The 20,020-nt window shown below is 73.7% G+C and carries 20 protein-coding genes and 1 riboswitch; of the genes, 6 read left to right on the forward strand and 14 right to left on the reverse strand.

The features are described from left to right. Nucleotides 1–27: 27 nt before the first annotated feature. From BMY61_RS37265 to BMY61_RS37290, 6 genes are all read right to left on the reverse strand, one after another. Nucleotides 28–663 (reverse strand): hypothetical protein, encoded by a 636-nt coding sequence (locus tag BMY61_RS37265; RefSeq protein ID WP_042453211.1) that lies wholly within the window; start codon nt 661–663, stop codon nt 28–30. A 72-nt stretch (nt 664–735) separates the two neighbouring features. Continuing rightward, on the reverse strand, nt 736–1,536 hold the full coding sequence (locus BMY61_RS37270) for an SDR family NAD(P)-dependent oxidoreductase (RefSeq protein ID WP_042453208.1): 801 nt from the start codon (nt 1,534–1,536) through the stop codon (nt 736–738). Nucleotides 1,537–1,541: 5 nt separating this feature from the next. Next, nucleotides 1,542–2,540 carry a hypothetical protein gene (locus BMY61_RS37275; protein ID WP_042453205.1) on the reverse strand — a complete coding sequence of 333 codons (999 nt, stop codon included), beginning with the start codon at nt 2,538–2,540 and terminating at the stop codon, nt 1,542–1,544. A 45-nt stretch (nt 2,541–2,585) separates the two neighbouring features. Beyond that, on the reverse strand, nt 2,586–3,014 hold the full coding sequence (locus BMY61_RS37280) for a type II toxin-antitoxin system Rv0910 family toxin (protein ID WP_042453202.1): 429 nt from the start codon (nt 3,012–3,014) through the stop codon (nt 2,586–2,588). A gap of 41 nt (nt 3,015–3,055) precedes the next feature. Beyond that, nucleotides 3,056–4,114 (reverse strand): ArsR/SmtB family transcription factor, encoded by a 1,059-nt coding sequence (locus tag BMY61_RS37285; protein ID WP_063773321.1) that lies wholly within the window; start codon nt 4,112–4,114, stop codon nt 3,056–3,058. Between the two features lie 61 nt (nt 4,115–4,175). Beyond that, nucleotides 4,176–4,868 (reverse strand): hypothetical protein, encoded by a 693-nt coding sequence (locus tag BMY61_RS37290; protein WP_042453295.1) that lies wholly within the window; start codon nt 4,866–4,868, stop codon nt 4,176–4,178. A gap of 84 nt (nt 4,869–4,952) precedes the next feature. On the opposite strand from BMY61_RS37290, the gene BMY61_RS37295 reads away from it, so the two are divergent. Further along, nucleotides 4,953–5,711, forward strand: a complete 759-nt coding sequence (locus BMY61_RS37295) for a dienelactone hydrolase family protein (RefSeq protein WP_042453199.1) — start codon at nt 4,953–4,955, stop codon at nt 5,709–5,711. On the opposite strand, the gene BMY61_RS37300 is transcribed toward BMY61_RS37295, so the two are convergent. Beyond that, nucleotides 5,695–6,009: a DMT family transporter gene (locus BMY61_RS37300; protein ID WP_042453197.1), complete on the reverse strand. Its 315-nt coding sequence runs from the start codon at nt 6,007–6,009 to the stop codon at nt 5,695–5,697. The two genes, BMY61_RS37295 and BMY61_RS37300, sit on opposite strands and share 17 nt — an antisense overlap. A 50-nt stretch (nt 6,010–6,059) precedes the next feature. Beyond that, nucleotides 6,060–6,129, reverse strand: a riboswitch (guanidine-III (ykkC-III) riboswitch). A 216-nt stretch (nt 6,130–6,345) separates the two neighbouring features. On the opposite strand from BMY61_RS37300, the gene BMY61_RS37305 reads away from it, so the two are divergent. After that, nucleotides 6,346–7,512, forward strand: a complete 1,167-nt coding sequence (locus BMY61_RS37305) for a winged helix DNA-binding domain-containing protein (protein ID WP_042453195.1) — start codon at nt 6,346–6,348, stop codon at nt 7,510–7,512. Between the two features lie 59 nt (nt 7,513–7,571). Here the strand turns inward: BMY61_RS37305 and BMY61_RS37310 are convergent, their stop codons facing one another. From BMY61_RS37310 to BMY61_RS37325, 4 genes are all read right to left on the reverse strand, one after another. After that, on the reverse strand, nt 7,572–9,569 hold the full coding sequence (locus BMY61_RS37310) for an Ig domain-containing protein (protein WP_052439051.1): 1,998 nt from the start codon (nt 9,567–9,569) through the stop codon (nt 7,572–7,574). A 263-nt stretch (nt 9,570–9,832) separates the two neighbouring features. Further along, complete coding sequence (locus tag BMY61_RS37315; protein ID WP_052439050.1) at nt 9,833–10,369, reverse strand: SRPBCC domain-containing protein; 537 nt, start codon at nt 10,367–10,369, stop codon at nt 9,833–9,835. A gap of 24 nt (nt 10,370–10,393) precedes the next feature. Further along, nucleotides 10,394–11,386: a methyltransferase gene (locus BMY61_RS37320; protein WP_042453192.1), complete on the reverse strand. Its 993-nt coding sequence runs from the start codon at nt 11,384–11,386 to the stop codon at nt 10,394–10,396. A gap of 67 nt (nt 11,387–11,453) precedes the next feature. Next, nucleotides 11,454–14,462 (reverse strand): helix-turn-helix transcriptional regulator, encoded by a 3,009-nt coding sequence (locus BMY61_RS37325; RefSeq protein ID WP_075004211.1) that lies wholly within the window; start codon nt 14,460–14,462, stop codon nt 11,454–11,456. Nucleotides 14,463–14,608: 146 nt separating this feature from the next. Here BMY61_RS37325 and BMY61_RS37330 point away from each other — a divergent pair, with 146 nt between their 5' ends. Together BMY61_RS37330 and BMY61_RS37335 are read left to right on the forward strand one after the other, a co-directional pair. Further along, the gene (locus BMY61_RS37330) at nt 14,609–14,986 is read left to right on the forward strand and encodes a nuclear transport factor 2 family protein (protein WP_236656314.1); all 378 of its coding nucleotides are present in this window, start codon (nt 14,609–14,611) and stop codon (nt 14,984–14,986) included. Nucleotides 14,987–15,093: 107 nt separating this feature from the next. Beyond that, nucleotides 15,094–16,542: an MFS transporter gene (locus BMY61_RS37335; protein ID WP_082015307.1), complete on the forward strand. Its 1,449-nt coding sequence runs from the start codon at nt 15,094–15,096 to the stop codon at nt 16,540–16,542. Between the two features lie 61 nt (nt 16,543–16,603). On the opposite strand, the gene BMY61_RS37340 is transcribed toward BMY61_RS37335, so the two are convergent. Together BMY61_RS37340 and BMY61_RS37345 are read right to left on the reverse strand one after the other, a co-directional pair. Beyond that, nucleotides 16,604–17,230 carry a LysE family translocator gene (locus tag BMY61_RS37340; protein WP_042453187.1) on the reverse strand — a complete coding sequence of 209 codons (627 nt, stop codon included), beginning with the start codon at nt 17,228–17,230 and terminating at the stop codon, nt 16,604–16,606. 42 nt (nt 17,231–17,272) lie between these two features. Beyond that, complete coding sequence (locus tag BMY61_RS37345; RefSeq protein ID WP_042453283.1) at nt 17,273–18,232, reverse strand: LysR family transcriptional regulator ArgP; 960 nt, start codon at nt 18,230–18,232, stop codon at nt 17,273–17,275. A gap of 67 nt (nt 18,233–18,299) precedes the next feature. Here BMY61_RS37345 and BMY61_RS37350 point away from each other — a divergent pair, with 67 nt between their 5' ends. Further along, complete coding sequence (locus BMY61_RS37350; RefSeq protein WP_042453183.1) at nt 18,300–18,911, forward strand: LysE/ArgO family amino acid transporter; 612 nt, start codon at nt 18,300–18,302, stop codon at nt 18,909–18,911. Nucleotides 18,912–18,927: 16 nt separating this feature from the next. Then, nucleotides 18,928–19,323, forward strand: coding sequence for a hypothetical protein (locus tag BMY61_RS37355; RefSeq protein ID WP_042453181.1), 396 nt, complete (start codon nt 18,928–18,930; stop codon nt 19,321–19,323). Between the two features lies 1 nt (nt 19,324). On the opposite strand, the gene BMY61_RS37360 is transcribed toward BMY61_RS37355, so the two are convergent. Then, nucleotides 19,325–19,999, reverse strand: coding sequence for a GntR family transcriptional regulator (locus BMY61_RS37360; RefSeq protein WP_042453281.1), 675 nt, complete (start codon nt 19,997–19,999; stop codon nt 19,325–19,327). Nucleotides 20,000–20,020 lie beyond the last annotated feature (21 nt).

Here is a 20,020-nt window from a genome sequence, read left to right on the forward strand (position 1 = left end):
CCGCCGTTTCCACGTCACCCGCGCGGCTCAGACCGTGGGGTACTTCGCGACGAGGTCGCCGTAGCCGCCGGCCTCCCAGACGATCCGGCGGAACTCGCCGAGCGACAGCGACCCCTGCGGCACGTCCGGCGCGGGCCGGAAGTGCGCGGTCCCGCAACGCGCGCAGTACCAGCCCCGGGACCACACCGCCTCCGCCTGCGCGCGCCCCGCGAGGTGAGCGCGCCTGGCCCGGGAGCGGGCCGCCAGCGTGCCGAAGAGCGCCAGGCTGACCACGGCGCCGACCCCGGCGACCCACCACAGCCAGGACAGGTCGGGAAAGACGCTCGTCCCGGCGTCCGGGAAGCCGACCGGGATGGCGCCCTCGCTCGGCGAGGGCGCGATCGCGGCGAAGGCCGCGGCGGCGAGCGAGCCGAACAGTGTCAGTACCCCGAGCCCGCCGAGACAGCCCCGCCCCTGCGGCGCGCTCGGTACGGGTGCCAGCGCCTGGGAGAGCGCGGTGGTCGCCTGCCTGACCTCGGTGTGCGCGAGCGTGTCACCGCGCGCCGGCACGGCGACGCGCAGCAGGTCCCTGCCGCTCAGATAGACGGCCGGGACGGCCGCCACCCGGTCGGCCTGGCCGCAGTTCGGGCAGGCGGGTATGCCCGCGTCGTGGATCTCGCTCATCGTTCCCCCCGGTGAGTCCTGCAGTGCGCACAGTGTGGTGGCGACTAGGACGTTCCACCAGGGGGGCGCGGTTCACTTCTCCGTCGGCCTCCGGCCACTGCGGTCCTCCGTCGGCCTCCGGCCGAACCCACTGGACATGCCGGCCAGGAGCGCGAGTGGTGCCTTGCGCGAGAGCGCGACCAGCGCCTGGTAGCGGCGCGAGGGCACGCAGATCGACCTGCCTCGGGCCAGGTCGCGCAGCGACTGGTCGACGACGCGGTCCGCGTCCAGCCACATCCACTCCCCCACCCGCGACATGTCCATCTCGGCGCGCTGGTGGAACTCGGTGCGGGTGAAGCCGGGGCACAGCGCCTGCAGGGTGACGCCGCTGCCCGCGAGGTCACGATTGACCCCGGCGGTGAACTGGACGACCCACGACTTGCTCGCGCCGTAGGAGCCGCGCGGTACGAACGCCGCGACGGAGGCGACGTTGACGACATAGCCCTTGCCGCGCTCGCGCATGCCGGGAACGGCGGCGCGGGTGAGCCGCAGCACGGCCTCGACGTGGACCTTCACCATCGTCAACTCGTCCTCGACCGGCACGTCGAGGAAGCCCTTGCGGAAACCGAACCCGGCGTTGTTGACCAGCAGGTCGACCGCACGCTCCGGGTCCGTCAGCCGTGCCTCCACCGTGGCGATGCCCGCCTCGGTGGCCAGGTCGGCCACGAGCACCTCGGCGGGCACGTCGTGCTCCTTGGCGAGCTCGTCGGCGAAGGCCGCGAGGCGGCTCCCGTCGCGGGCGACGAGGACCAGGGCGTGGCCGTCCTTCGCGAGCCGGCGCGCGAACGCCGCGCCGATTCCGGCGCTGGCGCCGGTGATGAGTGCAGTCCGCATGGCGCTCACGCTATCGGACCCGCCCCTTGGTCCCGTTCGGCCGCGGCGATCAACTCGTCGAGGACGGTGCGCAGGACGCAAAGCTCGTCGGGAGTCGGCGCGACGGGGTCGTGCGGCACGAGGGCCTTCGGGTTCACCACGGCGGTGGCACCCTCCGGGCCGGGCGCGGCAGCGGCCCGCGCGAGCAGCGCCGGGGCGTCCGGTGGCGGAGCGCCGAAGCCGTCGCGCAACTGCCGCAGCGCGGGGGCGAGCGGGACCTCGGGGAAGCGGAACTCCGGTGGGAGCAGCGCTGCTTGGTGGCTGTGGTCACCACCGTGGAAGTCGAGACTCCAGCCGCGCCAACCCGGCAGCGGCCAGTCGCGGACGCCGAGGGAGACCTCGGCGGTCCAGTAGTGGACGGTCCGCTCGACCAGGTCGACATGGAGCCCACCCTCGGGGAGTTGCACCGGCCGGGGCGTGGGCGGCGGGGGCAGCTCCTCCAGGCACTCGGCGAGCACGAACCCCATCCCCAGGAACTCCGTCGCCTCCATGACGCTGCCCCAGGCCTGCACCCGGCCGTCGGCCTGGCGCACGGACACGACGGTGACCGGCTCTCCGTCCTCGTCGCCGACCCAGCGAGGTCCGCGGGGTTCGAACCAGCCCGGTTTGCGCAGCAGGTCCCGCCCGAGGCCGAGATGGTCGGTGAGGTCGCCCAGGCCGTCGTAGGCGAAACGCACGTCCCATCCCGCCCAGGTCCGCTCCAGCACCGCTCGGTGGGCCTGGTGTTCGGCCACGCCTCCCTCGAAGGCGAACCAGAGCAGCACCCGCCGGTCGTGGTCGACGAGCGCGGCACCCTCGCACGACACGTCGTTGAGCCACCCCTCGCCCTGCTGGGCGCGGAAAGAGCGCGTGGCGGCGGCCGGACCGGGCAGCAGGTCGTGTGCCACCCGGTTCGCACCCCAGTGCGAGTAGTACCGCTGCCAACTGCCGTTCTCGACGACGACGTACTGCGCTCGTGCTCCCATGAGCGGCGAGGTTAGCGACGCTCCGACCGTGGCAGCGAAGGCTTTTCAGGCGAGCAGGCCGGCCAGCTTCTCCAGCGACTCGACGAGCGCCTTCGACGTGGCCTCCTTGACGCGCGCGGCCAGCATGTTGACGGCCGCGCCCTTGAACTCGCTGTCCACGGTGACCTTGGTGCCGTCGCCGTCGGCGCTGAGGCTGTACTGCTGGTGCAGGGCGATGCCCATCGGACCCTTGCCGTCCATGGCCAGCGTGGTGGGCGCGGCGACCTCGCTGACGGTCCAGCTGACCTCGGCCGGCATGCCCATGAGCGTCATCTTCTCGCCGTAGACGGCGCCGACGGCCAGCTCGGCGGGGCCGCCGTTGGGGAAGGCGGTGTGGATGGTGTTCCACTCGCCGAAGCGTTCGAAGTCGGTGATGACGGCCCAGATCTTGTCCGCCGGGGCGGCGATGGTGGCGCTGACGGTTACCTCGGGCATGGCCGTTCCTCCTCGGGCACTGAGTTGGCTCTCAGCGGAGGCTAGTCATGATCTGACGATCCATCAATAATCTGCGCAGGCTGATCTGACGCTCCGTCAAATACTGCTGCCGAACCACCCACCAGTGCATCCCCCAGCGCGGTGCGCCGGTACAGCACCGAGCGTCCCGAGCGGGCGCGGGCCAGCAGCCCGGAACCGCGCAGGACGGCCAGGTGATCCCCTACCGCCCCCGGCGCCATGCCCAGCGCACGGGCCAGCTGACTGGTGCTGGCCGGGGCGCCGAGCTCCAGCAGCAGGCGCGCCCGGGAGCGTCCGAGCAGCGCGGCGAGCGACGCGACCGCGTCCGGGTCGGGGGCTGCCCGCTCCCACAGGACGGCGGTGCCGCGGGCCCGGTAGATCAGTGCCTTCGGCCAGGGCTCGTCGTGGAAGACCGCGAGCCCCGGCGAGACCAGCACGGACGGCACCAGCAGCAGCCCCTCCCCCGACAGGCTCACCTCCTCGTCCGCCTCCAACTTGTCGACCAGCAGGCGCTGCCCCTCCCAGACAAGGCCCTCGCTCAGTCCCTCGATGGCCTGCTTCCACCCGCGCTCGCCGATCACGCCGACCCGGTGCACCACGTCGCGCTCGCAGACCGCCCGCAGCTGCGGCCAGTCGGGGGCGAGCAGCTCGTGCCAGGCACGGTCCAGTGTCTCCGCGATCACCTCCACGACGTCGTCGGCGGCCAGCAGGGCCCGCAGGCGCGGATCACGGGGAGGCTGCTCCTGCTCGTGCAGCACGGTGTCGATCTCGGCCCGCGCGAGCGCGAGCGACGTCGCCCGGATCGTCTCGACGTCGTCCGCCCAGCGCTGGGTGAGCCCGCGTGGCGGCGGGGCGACGAAGTTGACGCCCGCGCGTCGGGCCTGCAGGGCCAGCACCGCATCCAGCTCCGTCTCACGCCGCAGCCGGGCGAAGCCCGGGGCCAGCCGCGCCGTCCAGCTCGCCGGGAGAAGGGGTTCGTCCCGTCCGCTCAGGCGGCGGAGCAGGCCGCAGAGCTCGAACGCGGGCGAGAGCGCGAACCGGCTGCGCAGCAGGTCCTCGGCGGACGCGGTGAATCGGAGCACGTCCCCACGGTAGTCCGCCGTCCCGGCCCAGCCGGCTGCCCCGCTCGGCCGGCCGCCCCGCTCAGTCGCGGAGCCACACCCGCAGCGGGCCGAGCGGCGTGAACCCCGCGCGCTCGGCGACCGCGAGATCCGGGCCGTGCTCGTAGCCGACGAGGGTGAGGCCCGGGCAGAACGCGGCGGCTGCGGCCACGCACTCGCCCCAGGCGCGATCCGGGTCGACCCCGTCAGCGGTGAACAGGTTGGAGACGCCGACGACCCCGGCGCCGAGGCTGAGCACGGCTCCGGTGTCGAGGCCCGGCGCGGCGAGCAGCAGCACGGAGGGGTCCTCCAGGAGCGAGGGGCGGAACAGCTCCCGCACTCCGCCGTCCCAGGCCCGCTCCCAGTCCTGCAGTTCGGCCTCGGTCCTGACGCGGCGCCACCGGGTACCGGCTGCGGGCTGCGACGCGCGAGCGATCCAGGTGGCGTCGAACAGCGGCGTCCAGCCGTGCTGATGGAGGTCGAGCGCGGCAAAGCTGTCCTTGAGCGTCGCACCCGGGGTGCGGATGTCGACCCGCGCCAGCAGGTCGCCGGTGTCGACGTGCTCGGTGAGCGTGACCGCGTCGGGGTAGTAGGGCGGCGTCCGCGTCGGACTGCTCCAGGCGTCGGCGCGGAACTCGCCGCGCAGTCCGTGGGCGCGGCACATGGCCTCGCACCAGTCGGCGTTGTTGCGCGCCGCGGCGCGCAGGAGAACGGGTCGCAGAGTCTGTTCCAGCATCGAGTTGATCATGAGTGACGCCGCCGCCGAAGGCCAGCGAATTATTCGGGGCAACGGCCCGCTCTGCGCGTTATGTTGAGAAAGATGACCACCACCACGACTGTGACGATCACCACCGCCGACGGCCGGGCCGACGGCTTCGCCGCCTTCCCCGACGACGCGCCCCACCACGGCGTGCTGCTCTACCCGGACGCCTTCGGCGTGCGGCCCGAGTTGGAGAACCGGGCTCGCGAGCTGGCCGGGCACGGCTACTACGTGCTGGTCCCCAACCTGTTCTACCGACACGGCCTGGCACCACTGGTCGACCTGCCCGCGCACATCGGGGAGGACGTCCGGCCCGCGCTCATCGCCGAGTGCATGCCGATGATCGAGGCACTCACCACCGACCGCATCCTCCGCGACGCCGACGCCTACCTGCGGTTCCTGGACGACCGGCCCGAGGTCGCCCCCGGGCCGGTCTCCGTCGTCGGCTACTGCATCGGTGCCGCCCTGGCGCTGCGCACCGCCGCCGCCCACCCCGAGCGGGTGGCCGCGGTCGCCGGGTTCCACCCCGGCTTCCTGGTCACCAAGGCGCCCGACAGTCCGCACCTGCTCATCCCCCGTATCACCGCGCGGGTCCATCTCGGCCTCTCCGAGGGCGACATGTCGCCGGCGTCGGTCGAGACACTCACCCGGGCCCTGGACGACGCGGGCGTCGACCACACCACCGAGATCTGCCCCGGCACGCTCCACGGCTACACCATGTCCGACACCGAGGCCTTCCACCCGGGTGCCTACCAGCGCCACTGGGACCGGCTGCTCGCCCTCCTCGACGGGACGCCGGAGGTCAGTGGGCCAGCTTGAGGCCGACGACACCGCCGACGATCATCGCGAGGAAGAGGGCGCGGGCGACCGTCACCGGCTCCCCGAGGGCGAACATGCCGTACAGGGCGGTGCCGACGGTGCCGACGGCGACCCAGACGGCGTAGCCGGTGCCGAGCGGGACGCTGCGCAGCGCGTAGGAGAGCCCGGCCATGCTGAGGACGACGGTGATGCCGAAGACGATGCTGGGCAGCGGACGGGAGAACCCCTTGGACGCCTGGAGGGCGACCGCCCAGACGGTCTCGAGGATGCCGGAGAAGAGGAGCACGATCCAGGCCATGACGGCGAGCCTTTCGCAGTAGGGGGCGGGGGCCGCGGCCCACCGCTCTTGCTGCGCCGTCTTGTCGGACCGGGTACGACGCGCTCGTCCGGGAGACCGGGCATACCGTCCGGCCTCACTCTCGACCGTAACACACCGGCATGGGTCTCACCATGCCGCTGACCTGCAATGTCGCACCCGTCGGGCACCGCCCGGAGGGACGGGAAGCAGCGCGGCGGCTCCGCAGGGGAGCCCCGTCGCCCCCAGGCACCGCGGAACTCGCGACCTCGGCCTCCGGCCGGCCCGCCGAGGCCGAGTTCCCGGCCCGAGGAACCGCCGCCGCACTACGCTGCTGCCATGTCGCTCCCGAGCATCGACACCGCCGAACGCCGGGCCCGGATCAACGCCCGGCTGCTGACTCGCCGAAAGGCGCCGCTCGCGGTCGCGGACGACCTGGTGGCGCTGCACGCCACCGACGCCGCGACGGTCTACCTCTCCCTCGCCGCCCGGCTGACCGCGCCCACCGTCGCAGCCGTGGAGCGCGCGCTCTACGACGAGGTGGCCCTGGTGCGGCTGCTCGCCATGCGGCGGACGCTGTTCGTCGTGCCGGTGGACCTCGCGCCCGTCGTCGACACCGCCGCCGCCCGCGCGATCGCCGCCAAGGAGCGCGAGAAGCTGCTCGACTTCCTGCGGGAGGGGGGCGGTTGGGACGCCGCCTGGCTGGAGGCCGCCGAGCGGGAGACGCTGGAGGCGCTGCACCGGATCGGCCCCGCCTCGGGGCAGGAGCTGGGCGCGGCCGTGCCCGCGCTGCAGGAGCGGGTGACCGTCGCCGCGGGCAAGCCCTACGAGGCCGTGCAGACCGTCGCCTCCCGCGTGCTGCGGGTGCTGGCGGCGGAGAACAGGATCCGCCGGGACCGCCCGCGCGGCAGTTGGACCTCCAGCGCCTACCGCTGGACGGAGAGCACGCCGTGGCCGGAGTTGCCGATCGCGCCGGCGCGCGCGGAACTGGTGCGCCGCTGGCTCGCGAGCTACGGGCCCGGCACGGAGGCCGACCTGAAGTGGTGGACAGGCTGGCCGCTCGGGGCGGTGCGCAAGGCGCTGGCCGAGGTCGGCGCGGAGCGCGTCGCCCTGCCCGACGCCCCCGCCGCCGACGGTGACGGCTTCGTCCTGCCCGGCGACACGGCACCCGTCCGCGCGTCCGCGCCTCGGGCGGCCCTGCTGCCCGCGCTGGACCCGACCGCGATGGGCTGGCGCGAGCGCGCCTGGTACACCGACCCGGGGCACGCCGACCAACTCTTCGACCGCACCGGCAACATCGGGCCGACGGTCTGGTGGGCCGGCCGGGTCGTCGGCGGCTGGGCCCAGGCGACGGACGGCTCGGTCGTCTGGCGACTGCTGGAGGACGTGGGCGCGGAGGCCGCCTCCGCCGTCGAGGCGGAGGCCGCGCACCTGACGGCCTTCCTGGGCGACGCCCGGGTCACCCCGCGTTTCCGCACCCCGCTGGAGCGCGAACTCAGCAGCTGAACGGAGTGCACGACGGGGCCCCGGCCGACGGCCGGGGCCCCGCGTGTGGTGGCATGACGTCAGGTCAGGTGCACCGAGGCGTCGTCGATCAGGAACGCGGTCTGGCCGGTGGTGGAGTGCGAGACCAGCTTCAGGCCGACCGTGGAGCCGAGCTCACTCGCGATGTACGGGGTGAGGTCGAAGCTCTGGAGCTGGTAGCCGCTGGTCGCGTCCTGGTTGGACCAGGTCTTGACCACGCCGATCTCGTTGCCGCTGTACTGGTCGTAGAGGACCAGCGACATGGTGTCGGCAGCGCTGCTGCTCGGCGCGGTACCGGTGATGTTCAGGTAGAACGAGAAGGACATGTGCTTGTAGCCGGGCGTCGTCTCGACCCACTGGGTGATCGAGTCGTCGGTGTCCTGGCCGAGCCAGGCGTAGCCGTTGCCCGTGCGCGCCTGGTGCGCGGTGGCCGAGGTGACGACGTTCCAACCGCTCTCGTTCCAGGCGGTGTGGTCGTAGCTGCCGTTCTCGAAGCCGGAGTCGATCAGCTGCTCGATCGGCGTGCAGCCCTGCTGCGGGCCGTTGAAGAAGCCCATCCAGCTGGTCTGCGACTGGCTGTTGCCCTTGTCGTCGGCGGCCGTGACGGTCACCGAGTTCCATCCGGTGGCCGAGGTCTGGCCGGTGATGCGGCCGGTGCCGGGGTCGATCGACACGCCCGCGGGCAGGCCGGTCGCGCTGTAGGTGAGCTTGCCGGAGGCCGTGTCGGAGGCCAGCACCGCGTAGTCCATCGGCGTGTTCGTCGACAGACTCTGGTCACAGGGCTTGGTCACCAGCAGCGCCTGGTTGGCGAAGAGCGGGTCGTTGCCCATGCAGTTGTGGTCGTAGTTGGACCACAGCGTCTGCACCGGGAAGACACCGGTCGACAGCGTCAGGTTGAACAGGCCGCCCATGGTGCCGGCCGGGATCCAGGCGCACTTGTCGCCGATCTCCTGGCCGGTGGCGTCCGTCCAGGCACCGATCGGGTTCTGGTCGGAGATGGTCTCGGCGTACTCGTGGCCGCCGATGATGCCGTAGCCGTCCAGGTGGCCGCGCTGGCCGCCGTTGATCCAGTTGGTGCCGCAGTACTTGTTGTCCGTCAGGTACGGCATCAGCGTGTACGCGACGGTCCCGTAGCTGCTGCGGGAGAAGGTGTGCCAGGCGCAGTAGCCCAGCTCCTGCCAGTGGTCCGGGTCGGCGCCGGGCACGGTGTTGATGACGTACTGGACGTTGCGGTTCTGGTTGGGCTGGGTGTTGCCGAAGTGCTGTGCGGCGGCGAGCGCCTCGGCCGCGATCTGCGGCTCGGTGGCGGCGTTCGGCGCGGCGGTGGAGTTGTCGTACCAGATGCCGGCGAGGGTCTTGCCCGCGACGGGGAAGCCGACGCGGTTGGCGCCGGACGGACAGGAGACGCTGCCCGCCGCGATGTTCTCGCAGTACTGCGTCGGCACCTTGGACCACGTGTCGCCGCTGGAGCCCAGGCCGCTGAAGAAGTCCTGCTGGTACGGGGAGGCGCCCTCGGGGTCACCGCTGAAGGTGGTGTGCCCGGCGGCGTCGGTGCCCTGGGTACCCCACTGGTTTCCCCAGTAGACCAGGTACACCTGCGGCGGACCGGTGGTGACACCGATCGAGTCCTGGCCGCCGCGGTAGGTCATGTTGAGGTCGTAGTTGTTGTGCGCGTGTACGCCGCTGTTCTGACCGTGCTTGGCGGCCTCCGCGGCCAGCGCGGCCTGCTGCGCCTTGCGCGCCGTGAAGGTCTGCTGGTTCAGCATGACCTGCGGCTTCGTCTCGGTGGCCTGCACCCAGACACCGTTGACCTTCAGCCAGCCCTCGGACACCGGGTGGGCGTCGGCGGGGCCCTTCGGCTTCGGCTTCGGCTTGGGCTTGGGCTTGGGCTTGGGGTGTGGCTTCGGCTTGTGCTTGTGGGCCGCGGTCGCAACGGACGTGGTGCCGGATGCACTGAACGGGGTCTGGGCCGCGGCGGTGCCGGCCATGCCGATGGCGGCGAGGCCGAAGGCCAGCGCCGCGACGAGACCACGTCTCATCGGCGACAGCCGACCGGTACGGGATATGGACACAGTCGTCCTCTCCAAGGGGTGCGAAACGGGGGAATCAGCCGATGGAGCAGGCGCGATGCCCGGTTCGACGCCCATCTCGGCTCAGGAGCAGTGCTATGACACATGTCACGTGTTATTCACGTCAAGACCTTTGACACGATCAGCTGCCATGGCCAATACAACATGTGACATTTCACCTGGGAGAAGAGGAATGCCCAGGGATGCACGGCTCCAGGTGTTTTGACTCCCCCTCACAACCCCCGCGCGACGTACGCGTCATGCAGCGGCTGCCAGTCCCGGGCCGGGTCCCACCCGGGCCAGTCCACCGCGCCGCCGTCCAAGGCCTGTGCCAGATAGTCCAGATGGAGATGCCACCCGGCCAGCAGCAGCGCCGGCCGCTCGATCGGCGCGGGCAACGCGGCACTGAACGCGAGGGTCGCACCGCCGCCCTCGTCCGCCAGCTCGAACCGCACCCGGCCGTGCGGCTCCAGGTCCAACTGGAGCAGGGTCGGCGGGTCGTAGGCGGTGACCGTGCCGGTGGCGATCACTGTCCGCCCCTCGGTGTCGGTGTTCAGCCACCGGAGCACGACGCCCCCGCCCTCGGCGGGATCGAGCCGGTCCGCGGCCGCGAGCCAACGGCGCAGCAGCGCGGGGCGCGAGAGGTAGGGCCACACCTGCGCGACGGGATGCGACAGGTGCCGGTAGAAGACGACCGCGTCATGGGCGGCGTCCACGGAGACGATGCTGCCGTCCGGCTGCGGCTCCCGCGTCTGCGCTCGGCTGTTCACCCTCCGATCATCACCCGCCTCCGGCTAGGCCGCCTCTGCGGTGACCACGCTGAGCGGCCCCGCGAGCACCCGGTGGCCGGTGAAGCGCCAGCCCGTCGCCTCCAGCCAGGCCCGGGCCTCGTCCACGCTGTACACGTCGCCGTGGTGCAGGTTCACCGCGAACTCTCCGGCCATCAGTGCCGCCATCAGCGGCTGCGTGTGGGTCGGGTCGGTCCAGAAGTCGGCGACCAGCAGCAGCGCGCCGTGCTCGACCACGTCCCGGACCCGCGTGAGCAGCGCGCGGTTCTCCTCGGGCGAGAAGTAATGGATCACGTTGGCCAGCAGGCAGGCGTCGTGACCGGCGGGCAGCGGATCCGTCCGGGCGTCCACGCTCACGACCGCGACCCGGTCGGCCAGCCCCGCCGCGGCAACGCTCTCACGCGCGATCGCGGCCACCATCGGCAGCTCGGCCACCGTCGCCGAGAGCTGCGGCTGCGCGCCGACCACGGCCATCGACCAGAAGCCGGTGCCGCCGCCGATGTCCAGCAGCCGGTCCCGACCGGACAGCTCGTCGCCCTGCGCGAGCGCGAGGGCCGCGCCGGTCGTGATGGCCTGGATGCCCGCGGAGGCGATCCGCTGGTCCTCCTCGTCCAGCTCGGTGATCTGCGAGCTCGGGCCCTTGCTGAGCGCCTGCGCGAGCCCCTCCCAGGTCCGATAGCTGAGCCGGTCCCAGAAGCGGAGGAACGGCCGCAGGTCGGCCGGGGTCTTCCCGGCCAGGTAGAACTGGGTGGCCGGGGTGTTGCGATATCCCTGCGCATCGTGGTCCAGCAGCCCGAGCGCGACCATCGCGTCCGCGCTGATCCGGGCCGCGCGCGGGGTCAGCCCCGTCCGGGCCGCGAGGGTGTCGAGGTCGGCGGGGCCGTCGGCGAGGCACTCGAAGAGGCCGAGCTCGTTGGCGGCGTAGAGGTGCTTGGCGGCCATGAAGCCGCAGGCGGTGCGGATGATCGGTTCCGGATCGGGGACAGCGCTGGTGGTCATGTGACCCTCCCGGGGAGCGGAGGACTGTCCTCTCCAGTCTGTGCGCTCGGTCGGGCTGTGCGCTCGGTCAGGAGGGAACGAGCGCAGCCAGCTCCCCCCGGGAGGCGACGCCGAGCTTCGGGTAGGCCTTGTAGAGGTGGTAGCCCACCGTGCGGGAGCTCAGGAAGAGCTGGGCGGCGATGTCCCGGTTGGACATCCCCTGGGCTGCCAGGCGGACGATCTGCGTCTCCTGGGGCGTGAGACCCGACAGCGGCCCGGCCGCGCGGGGCTCCGCCGGTGCCGCGCCGGAGGCGTCCAGCTCGGCGCGGGCGCGGGCCGCCCACGGCGCGGCGTCGAGAGCGTCGAAGGCGCGCGCCGCGGCGCGCAGCGGTGCGCGGGCCTCGGACTTGCGGCGGGCGCGCCGCAGCCACTCGCCGAACAGCAGCTCCGTGCGGGCCTCGTCCCAGGGGTGGCCCGAACCGGCGTGCAGGGCCAGGGCCTCGCGGTACAGCTGCTCGGCGAGCTCGTCAGGGGCCAGCAGCGCGTGGCAGCGCAGCAGCAGGGCGCGGGCCCAGTCGCGCTCCGCGCGCCGCGCCCAGCGCTCGAACCGGGCCAGCGGCTCCGCCATCAACTCGGCCGACTCCTCGCGGCGGACGCGAACGGCGGCCTCCAGTGCGTCGGGGAAGGCGCGCAGCGCGGGAACGGAGCCGAGGTCGGGGCCACGGACCAGCGCGTCCAGCGTGGTGAACGCCTCCTCCGCGCGGCCGAGGCCGAGATCGAGCAGGCCGGGCGCCCAAAGCCGCCAGGGCGCGCCGGACAGGGCGGCCGCGCCACCGCGGGTCTCGGCGTCGGCGGTGCGCAGGGCGTCGTGGCAGGCGTCCTCGTCGCCGCGCTGGGCGGCCAGGTAGGCGAGCAGGCTGTGGACCGGCGCCGCCCACTGGACCTGCCGGACGTCCTCGGCGAGCGCGAGCGCCTCCTCTGCGTGGGCGCGCGCCTGACCGGCCCGGCCGTGGAAGAGCTCGGCCTGGGCGAGGGTGAGCAGCAGCGGGGGCAGGGCGGCCAGCACCCCGCCGGCGCGGGCCTCCGTCACCACCTCGGCGGTGACCGTCAGTGCCTCCTCGTCGCGCCCCATCCCGAGCGCCGCCGCGCAGGAGGCCCCGAGATCGACGGGGACGACCGCCCCGCCGGCCCGCGCCGCGGCCAGCACCTCCGCGAGGGACGGGACAGCCGACCCGCCGGCGACGGAAGCGGTGTCGACGGCAGGCACGACGGCATCGGCCCCGACAGCAGCAGGCCCCTCCCCCGCGCCGCCCCGGCCCGGAACGGCGGCGGCCACGCCGGACGCTCTCGCGAGGGCGGCGTCGGTTGCCTCGGGTGCCGTCGCGGCGAGCAGGTGGGAGACGACGGGGGCGAGGCCGTCCTCGGGTGGCAGTGTGAGCGCCCCCAGGCGGCGCAGCGTCTCGCGGACGGCGGCCTCGTCGACGGTGCGGGCGATGTCCAGGGCGTGGAGCAGGACGCGGGCCGTCGGGCCGGGGTGGGCGTCGGCGACCAGGTCCGCGGTGTCGAGCATCAGGCGGTGGGCCGTCTCCGGCGCGCCGCGCCAGAACTGGGCGAAGCCCTCGATGAACGTCACGTGCGCGAGCATCACCGGGTCGGTGGGCCTGCGGGCGAGCGCGCGGCGGGCCAGGGACTCGGCGCGGGCGACCTCGCCCGCCTCGGCGGCGGCCTCGGCCGCCTGGACCAGGCGCCGGGTGACCTCCTCCGGAGCGGGGCTGAGCAGCGCGGCGCGCTCGTAGGCAGAGGCCGCGCCGGTGTGGCCGCCGCGGGCGGCGGCCGTCTCGGCGACCCGTTCCAGGGCGGCGGCGACGGACTCGTCGGGGCCGGGGGCTGCCTGCACCAGGTGCCAGGCACGGCGCACGGCCGCGTCGCCGCCGGGAACCTCCCGCTCGTCCAGGGCCGCGGCGAGGGCGGCGTGCGCCGCGAGCCGCTGGGCCAGTGGGGCGCGGCTCAGCACGGCGGAGCGCAGCAGCGGGTGCCGGAAGGCGAGCCGCCCTGCGGGGCCGGTGGCGCCGACCAGCCCGGCCTCCTCGGCGGGCTGCAGATCGGCGGCCGAGGCGCCGATCCGGGCGGCGGCGGCGAGCACGACGGGCAGCTCGCCGGTCTCCTCGGCCGCGGCGACCAGCAGCAGCGTCTGCGTCGCGGCCGGAAGGCGGCTGAGCTGTCCGTGGTAGGCCAGTTGGAGCCGGCCTGAGAGCGGCAGCGCGGCGGCGCCCGCGCCGGGACCGGCAACGGCGGCACCACCGGCCGCGCGCCCGCCGCGCTCGCCACCCGCACCGCTCCCGCTGCTCGTGCGAAGGGCGCCGCCGACCGCGCTGCCGACAGCGTCGTCGAAGACGGTCTCCAGCGACGGCAGCTCGCGCAGCGCCAGCGGGTTGCCGTGCGCCAGCTCCAGCACGTGACGCTGCGTCATGTCGTCAGCCGTCGGCACGTACTGCGCCAGCAGGGCGCGCGCGGCCGCCTCGTCGAGCCCGCCGAGGCGCAGCTCCGGCAGGCCCGCGGCAGGCACCTGCCCCTCTCCCTCGCGGGCCGCGAGCAGCACCACCACGCCCTCGGCGCGCAGACGCCGGGAGGCCAGCAGCAGGGCCTCCGTCGACGCGGCATCGCACCACTGGACGTCGTCGACCAGGCAGAGCACGGGACCGGACTCGGCCAGCTCCGCCAGCAGACCGAGCACCCCGAGGCCGGCCAGCAGACGACCACCGGCGGCGCCGGACGCGTCGGGCTCGGCGAGGCCGAAGGCACGCTCCAGCGCCTGCCGCTGCGGCGCGGGCAGCGCGCCCAGGCCGTCGAGAGCCGGGGCGAGCAGCAACTGCAGCGCCGCGAACGGCAGATCGGACTCGGCCTCGACTCCGGCCGTGCGCAGCACCGTCCACCCCGCCGCCGAACTGCAGCCCTGCGCCGCGTGGTCGAGCAGCGCGGTCTTGCCGATGCCGGGCTCACCGCGCAGCACGAGCACGCCGCTGCGCCGCTCGGCCCGTGCCGCCGCGGCCAGAAGTTCGTCGATGACGGCCTGTTCGGCCCCCCGTCCGTACAGCATGCCGAAAACCCTACCCGGGCCTACCGACAGGACGGCGTCTCACCGCACGGAAAGTACCTAAGTGCGACTGATTCGGCCTCGCCCGGACGTCCGTACCGTCTTGACCTGCAAGAACACACAGGCCATCACGACCGTAGGAGCCCACCGTGGAGATCACCGCCACCACCCTGCAGGACCTCGCCGACCGCTACCTCGCCGCCTGGAACGAGACCGACCCGGCACTGCGCCGCCGCCTGGTCGACGCGAGCTGGGCGGAGGACGGCCGCTACACCGACCCGCTGGTGGTCGCCGAGGGCCGCGAGGCCTTCGACGCCACGCTCGGCGCCGTCCAGGCGCAGTTCCCCGGTCTGGTCTTCCGGATGGCCGGCCCGGTCGACGCCCACCACGACATCGCCCGGTTCAGCTGGGAGCTCGGCCCGGCCGACGGCGAGGCGCTGGTGGTCGGCTTCGACGTCCTGGTCGCCGACGCCGAGGGCCGGATCGCGCAGGTCCACGGCTTCCTCGACAAGGTCCCCGCCGCCTGATCGCGCATCACCCCACAGCCCCGCGCGGGGCTGCTCCCACAGTCCCGCGCGGTCCTGCCCCGGCCTCCGACGAAGATCCGACACAGAAGAGAAAGTGGGAGCAGTCCATGTCCAGCATCAGTGTCCCGGCCGACCGGGGCGAGAGGCTCGCCGACGCCGAGGCGCCCGGCACCGCCGGCGTCCCGCGCGGCCTGCTCCCGGTCGTCCTGACGGCCACGTTCATGTACGCGCTCGACTTCTTCATCGTCAACGTGGCCATCCCGTCCATGCAGCGCGGGCTCGGCGCCGGTGCCGGCGCGATCCAGTGGATCATGGTCGGCTACTCGCTCGCCCTGGCGGCCGGTCTGATCACCGCCGGGCGGCTCGGCGACATCCACGGCAGGCGCCGGATGTTCGCCCTGGGCCTCGGCCTGTTCACCGCCGCCTCGGCCGCGTGCGGGTTCGCTCCGCAGGTCGATCTGCTGGTCGGCGCCCGGGTGGCCCAGGGCCTCGCCGCCGCGCTGATGGCACCGCAGGTGCTGGCCATCATCCGCACCGCCTACCAGGGCGCGGCGCAGGCGCGGGCCATCGCGCTGTACGCCGTCACCATGGGTCTGGGTGCCGTCTGCGGTCAGCTCGTCGGCGGACTGCTGATCAAGGCGGACCTGTTCGGCAGCGGCTGGCGCGCCTGCTTCCTGATCAACCTGCCCGTCGGTCTGGCCGCGCTGGCGCTGGTGCGCCGCTGCCTGCCGGAGTCGCGCGCGCCACGACGTCCGCGCCTCGACAACCTCGGCACGCTGCTGATCGCGGCCACGCTGGTCGCGCTGCTGCTGCCGCTGGTCCAGGGGCGGGCGGCCGGTTGGCCGCTGTGGACCTGGCTGAGCCTGGCCGCGGCCGCGGTGCTGCTGGTCGTCTTCGCCGTGCACCAGCGTCGCTCGGCGCGCCGCGGCGGCTCCCCGCTGGTGCCGCCGGCGCTCTTCCGCGACCGGGGTTTCACCGTCAGCGCGGTCGCCCAGGTGCTGTTCGCCGCCGGGCAGGGCTCGTTCTTCCTGATCCTCGCGCTCTACCTGCAGCTCGGCCGCGGCCTGGACGCGCTGAGCTCCGGCGTGGTGTTCACGGTGATGGCGCTCGGCTACTTCGAGAGCTCCCGCCGCTCCCACCTGGTCGCCGCCCGGCTCGGCCGGCACGCGGTCACCCTGGGCGCGGTCGGCATGACGATCGGCCTGGTCCTGCTGTGGGCCGGCGCGAACCTGGCCGGTGACGCCCCCGGCACGGCGCGGGTGCTGTGGCTGATCCCCGGCCTGGTCGTCGACGGGCTCGGCATGGGCCTGGTCCTCGGCCCGCTGACGGGCGCCTCCTTCTCCCGTGTCCCGGCCGAGCTGGTCGGCGCGGCCTCGGGTGTGGTGACGGCCCTGCAGCAGGTGGGTGGCGCGATCGGGGTGGCCCTGCTCGCCCTGGTCTTCTACGGCGCCCTGCCCGGCGGCTACGCCCACGCCTTCCAGGCGGGCGTGCTGGTCCTGGCCGTCGCGGAACTCGCCCTGGCCGGGCTGATGCAGCTGCTCCCCCGCGAGCGCTGATTCCACCTCCGCCCGGAGAGGCCTCCCGTCGTGACGGGAGGCCCCTCCGGGCACGTCGCGCTCAGCGCTCCAGGGCGAGTCTGACGCCGAGCCCGATGAGGATCCCGCCGGTGGCGGTGTCCAGGCGCCGCTGGGCGGCACGTCGCCGCCGCAACCAGCCGCCGATCCGCCCGGCCAGCACGCCCACGGTCCCGTCGACGAGGAACTCAAGCACCAGGAAGACGGCCCCCAGCAGCGCGAACTGCAACGGGACCCGGCCCCGGGCCGGGTCGATGAACTGCGGCAGGAAGGCGATGGTGAAGGTGACCATCTTGGGGTTGAGCAGGTTGGTCAGCAGCCCGCGCAGGAAGGCCTGCCGTCCGTCCACGGCCACCGTCCCCCGTGTCTCCGGCGCTCGGCCCCGGTGGCGGATCGCCTGCACGCCGAGGTGGATCAGGTAGGCGGCGCCGAGCAGCCGGACGGCCACGAAGGCCACCGGCACCGCCGCGAAGAAGGCCGCCAGACCGGCTGCGGCCACGGTGATGTGAACGGCCTCACTGGTGGCCACCCCGGCCGTGGCGAGCAGCCCGGCGCGTGGCCCGCCGCGCATCCCGCAGCCGAGGACGAAGAGCATGTCCGGGCCGGGGGTGACCATGGCGACCGTAGTCGTCAGCAGGAACAGTGCGAACAAGTGCGGTGAGACTGGCATGAGTTGAGCGTCGCACCGCCCCGGCCCACCGCACCGGGGGTTTCACTTCGTGGACGCCGCACGCCGCTTGCGCCCGGGCGGCGGGGTCAGCGCGCGGGCGGCCGCGGCGGTGACGAGGGAGGCGAGGGTGGCCAGGGCCGGTGAGTCCAGCCGCCACTGCTGCCAGAACAGCGGAACCTCCACCGTGCGACCGGGCAGGATCTCGACGAGTCGCCCGTCGGCCAGCCCCGCCCGGGCCTGGCCCTCGGGGACCAGCCCCCACCCCAGGCCCGCCGTCACCGCGTCGGCGAAGCCCTCGCTGGAGGGGACGTAGTGACGCAGTCGGCTCGCGGGTCGACCATGCGTCAACTCGCGCGCCAAGGCGTCCTGGAGGTCGTCGCGGCGGTCGAAGCAGACCACCGGCGCCCGCGGGATCCACCGTGCCGGGTCGCCGGTCAACCACCGGGCGGCGAACGCCGGTGCGGCGACCGGCAGATAGCGCATCGCGCCGAGCGGGTGGACCGAACAGCCCGCGACCGGATCCGACGAGGAGGTGACCGCCGCCATGACCTCGCCCTCGCGCAGCAGCGCGGTGGTGTGGGCCTCGTCCTCGCGCCGCAGGTCGACGTGGATGCGGGCGTCGTCCGCGAGCGCGGCCAGCGCCGGGACGAACCAGGTGGCGAGCGAGTCGGCATTGACGGCGACGGCCAGCCAGGTCGGCGCGGCGGCCTCGTCGCCGTCGCCGTCCCGCGCGGCCTCGTCCATGCCGAGCGCGGTCCGCGCGTCGCCCTCGAGTCGGGCCAGCTGACGGGCGTACCGGACGACGACCTGACCGGACTCGGTGGCCCGCACGGGCCGCGTCCGGGTGAGCAGCACCCGCCCGGCGCGCTGCTCCAGCGCCTTGACGCGCTGGCTCACGGCGGAGGGCGTCACGTGGAGGACCGCCGCCGCGGCGTCGAAGGTGCCCTCGTCGACGACGGCCAACAGGGTGCGGACCAGGTCGTGCGGCAGCTCGTTCTTCACGAACACTCATGCTACGTAAAAATCTTTAGCTGGTCTCAGGCACGACCCCTTGCCTACGGTGAGGACCATGGGAAGTGCGCTCACGGCCGTGGTGGCCGGATTCGGGACAGGCCTGTCGCTCATCGTCGCCATCGGCGCGCAGAACGCGTTCGTGCTGCGGCAGGGCATCCGGCGCGAGGCCGTGCTGCCGGTGGTCGCGATCTGCGCGGCGTCCGACGCTGCCCTGATCGCCTGCGGCGTGGGTGGTCTCGGCGTGCTGGTGACGGCCTGGCCGGCCGCCCTCACGGCGATCCGCGCCGTCGGCGCGGTGTTCCTGCTCGGCTACGCGCTGCTGGCGGCACGGCGCGCACTGCGTCCCTCCCGCCTGGAGGCGAGCGGCCCGACCGTCCACTCCGGCCGCCGCGCGGTCCTCACCTGCCTCGCGATGACGTGGCTCAACCCCCACGTCTACCTCGACACCGTCCTCCTTCTCGGGGCGGTCGCCGCCGGCCACGGAGCCCTCCGCTGGCAGTTCGCCGCGGGCGCCGCGGCGGCCAGCCTCTGCTGGTTCGCCTCCCTCGGCTTCGGCGCCCGCCTCCTGGCTCCGTTCTTCCGCCGCCCCTCCTCCTGGCGCGCCCTCGACGCCCTCGTCGCCACCACCATGCTGGCCACCGGCCTCAGCCTGGCCGCGGGTGCGTAGCGACTACGCTCCGGGCGTGAGCAGACGCGGCAGGGCGGCACGCAGACTCGTCGTCGGCGAGGAGACGTACCTGTGGCAGGTCGGCCACGACCACCGGCGAGTCGATGACGTCGCCACCGGGCGGCATCGGTTCCTCGACTGCCGCGAGGTCCTGACGATCCGCCGCGCCGGGACCGAGGCGCGGCTGCGCCTGGTGTTCGCGGCGGGCCCTGGACGCCTGGTGTCCGACGGCCTTCTGCCTTCGGGCGCCCTCGGCGCGGACGGCGCCTGGCTCAACCTGCACGAACCAGGCGCCGTGCGCGCCCTGCTGGAGCAGGCGACGGCGCGCGGATGGCGGTTCGAGGGTCACCAGGCCACCGACGTGGACGGGTGGCCGCTCTTCGGCGCCGTGGTGGACCTCCGGAACGGGTGAGTCAGTCGCCCTGGGCCCAGAGGCGGCGGACGTGGCCGAGGTGTTCGGCGATGAGGTGTTCCACCGCGGTCAGGTCGCGGGCGATCATCGCGTCGAGGAGGCGCTCGTGCTCCTCCGCGGACTCGACCAGGCGCCCCGCGGAGACCAGGGCGTTGAGCCCGTAGAGGCGGGAGCGGCTGCGCAACTCGCGGACGGTGTCCACGAGATGGCGGTTGCCGTGGAGGGCGAGCAGGCCCAGGTGGAACTGCCGGTCGGACTCGATGTAGGCGACCAGGTCACCCTTGCGGGCCGCCTTGACGATGGCGCGGGCGTGGGCGCGCAGCGGCTCCAGCTGCTCGGGCGTGGCCGTCTCGGCGACCCGGACGGTGGCCGGGATCTCGATCAGCTCGCGGATCTCGGTGAAGTCGTCCAGGTCCTGCTCGGTCAGCCCTATGACACGGAAACCCTTGTTGCGGACGACCTCGACCAGGCCCTCCTTCGCGAGGTCGAGCATCGCCTCGCGCACCGGCGTCGCCGAGACGCCGAACTCGCCCGCCAGCACCGGCGCCGAGTAGACGATGCCAGGGCGCAGCTCGCCCGCGACCAGCGCGGCACGCAGCGCGTGCGTGACCTGTTCGCGCAGACTGCGCCGCTCCTGGACCGAGGGCAGGTTGAGCGTGCCGCCGGGGCTCTCCATGGACTCCGTGTTCACCTCGGG

Source organism: Streptacidiphilus jiangxiensis, assembly GCF_900109465.1.
GTDB lineage: Bacteria > Actinomycetota > Actinomycetes > Streptomycetales > Streptomycetaceae > Streptacidiphilus > Streptacidiphilus jiangxiensis.

What these genes read in the sequence shown, in the direction of transcription:
- BMY61_RS37290 (WP_042453295.1), bottom strand. Translation starts at nt 4,868, where the DNA reads ATGCTGGAACAGACTCTGCGACCCGTTCTCCTGCGCGCCGCGGCGCGC.
- BMY61_RS37310 (WP_052439051.1), bottom strand. Translation starts at nt 9,569, where the DNA reads ATGAGACGTGGTCTCGTCGCGGCGCTGGCCTTCGGCCTCGCCGCCATC.
- BMY61_RS37270 (WP_042453208.1), bottom strand. Translation starts at nt 1,536, where the DNA reads ATGCGGACTGCACTCATCACCGGCGCCAGCGCCGGAATCGGCGCGGCG.
- BMY61_RS37280 (WP_042453202.1), bottom strand. Translation starts at nt 3,014, where the DNA reads ATGCCCGAGGTAACCGTCAGCGCCACCATCGCCGCCCCGGCGGACAAG.
- BMY61_RS37325 (WP_075004211.1), bottom strand. Translation starts at nt 14,462, where the DNA reads ATGCTGTACGGACGGGGGGCCGAACAGGCCGTCATCGACGAACTTCTG.
- BMY61_RS37305 (WP_042453195.1), top strand. Translation starts at nt 6,346, where the DNA reads ATGTCGCTCCCGAGCATCGACACCGCCGAACGCCGGGCCCGGATCAAC.
- BMY61_RS37265 (WP_042453211.1), bottom strand. Translation starts at nt 663, where the DNA reads ATGAGCGAGATCCACGACGCGGGCATACCCGCCTGCCCGAACTGCGGC.
- BMY61_RS37335 (WP_082015307.1), top strand. Translation starts at nt 15,094, where the DNA reads ATGTCCAGCATCAGTGTCCCGGCCGACCGGGGCGAGAGGCTCGCCGAC.
- BMY61_RS37320 (WP_042453192.1), bottom strand. Translation starts at nt 11,386, where the DNA reads ATGACCACCAGCGCTGTCCCCGATCCGGAACCGATCATCCGCACCGCC.
- BMY61_RS37360 (WP_042453281.1), bottom strand. Translation starts at nt 19,999, where the DNA reads ATGGAGAGCCCCGGCGGCACGCTCAACCTGCCCTCGGTCCAGGAGCGG.
- BMY61_RS37275 (WP_042453205.1), bottom strand. Translation starts at nt 2,540, where the DNA reads ATGGGAGCACGAGCGCAGTACGTCGTCGTCGAGAACGGCAGTTGGCAG.
- BMY61_RS37300 (WP_042453197.1), bottom strand. Translation starts at nt 6,009, where the DNA reads ATGGCCTGGATCGTGCTCCTCTTCTCCGGCATCCTCGAGACCGTCTGG.
- BMY61_RS37340 (WP_042453187.1), bottom strand. Translation starts at nt 17,230, where the DNA reads ATGCCAGTCTCACCGCACTTGTTCGCACTGTTCCTGCTGACGACTACG.
- BMY61_RS37350 (WP_042453183.1), top strand. Translation starts at nt 18,300, where the DNA reads ATGGGAAGTGCGCTCACGGCCGTGGTGGCCGGATTCGGGACAGGCCTG.
- BMY61_RS37295 (WP_042453199.1), top strand. Translation starts at nt 4,953, where the DNA reads ATGACCACCACCACGACTGTGACGATCACCACCGCCGACGGCCGGGCC.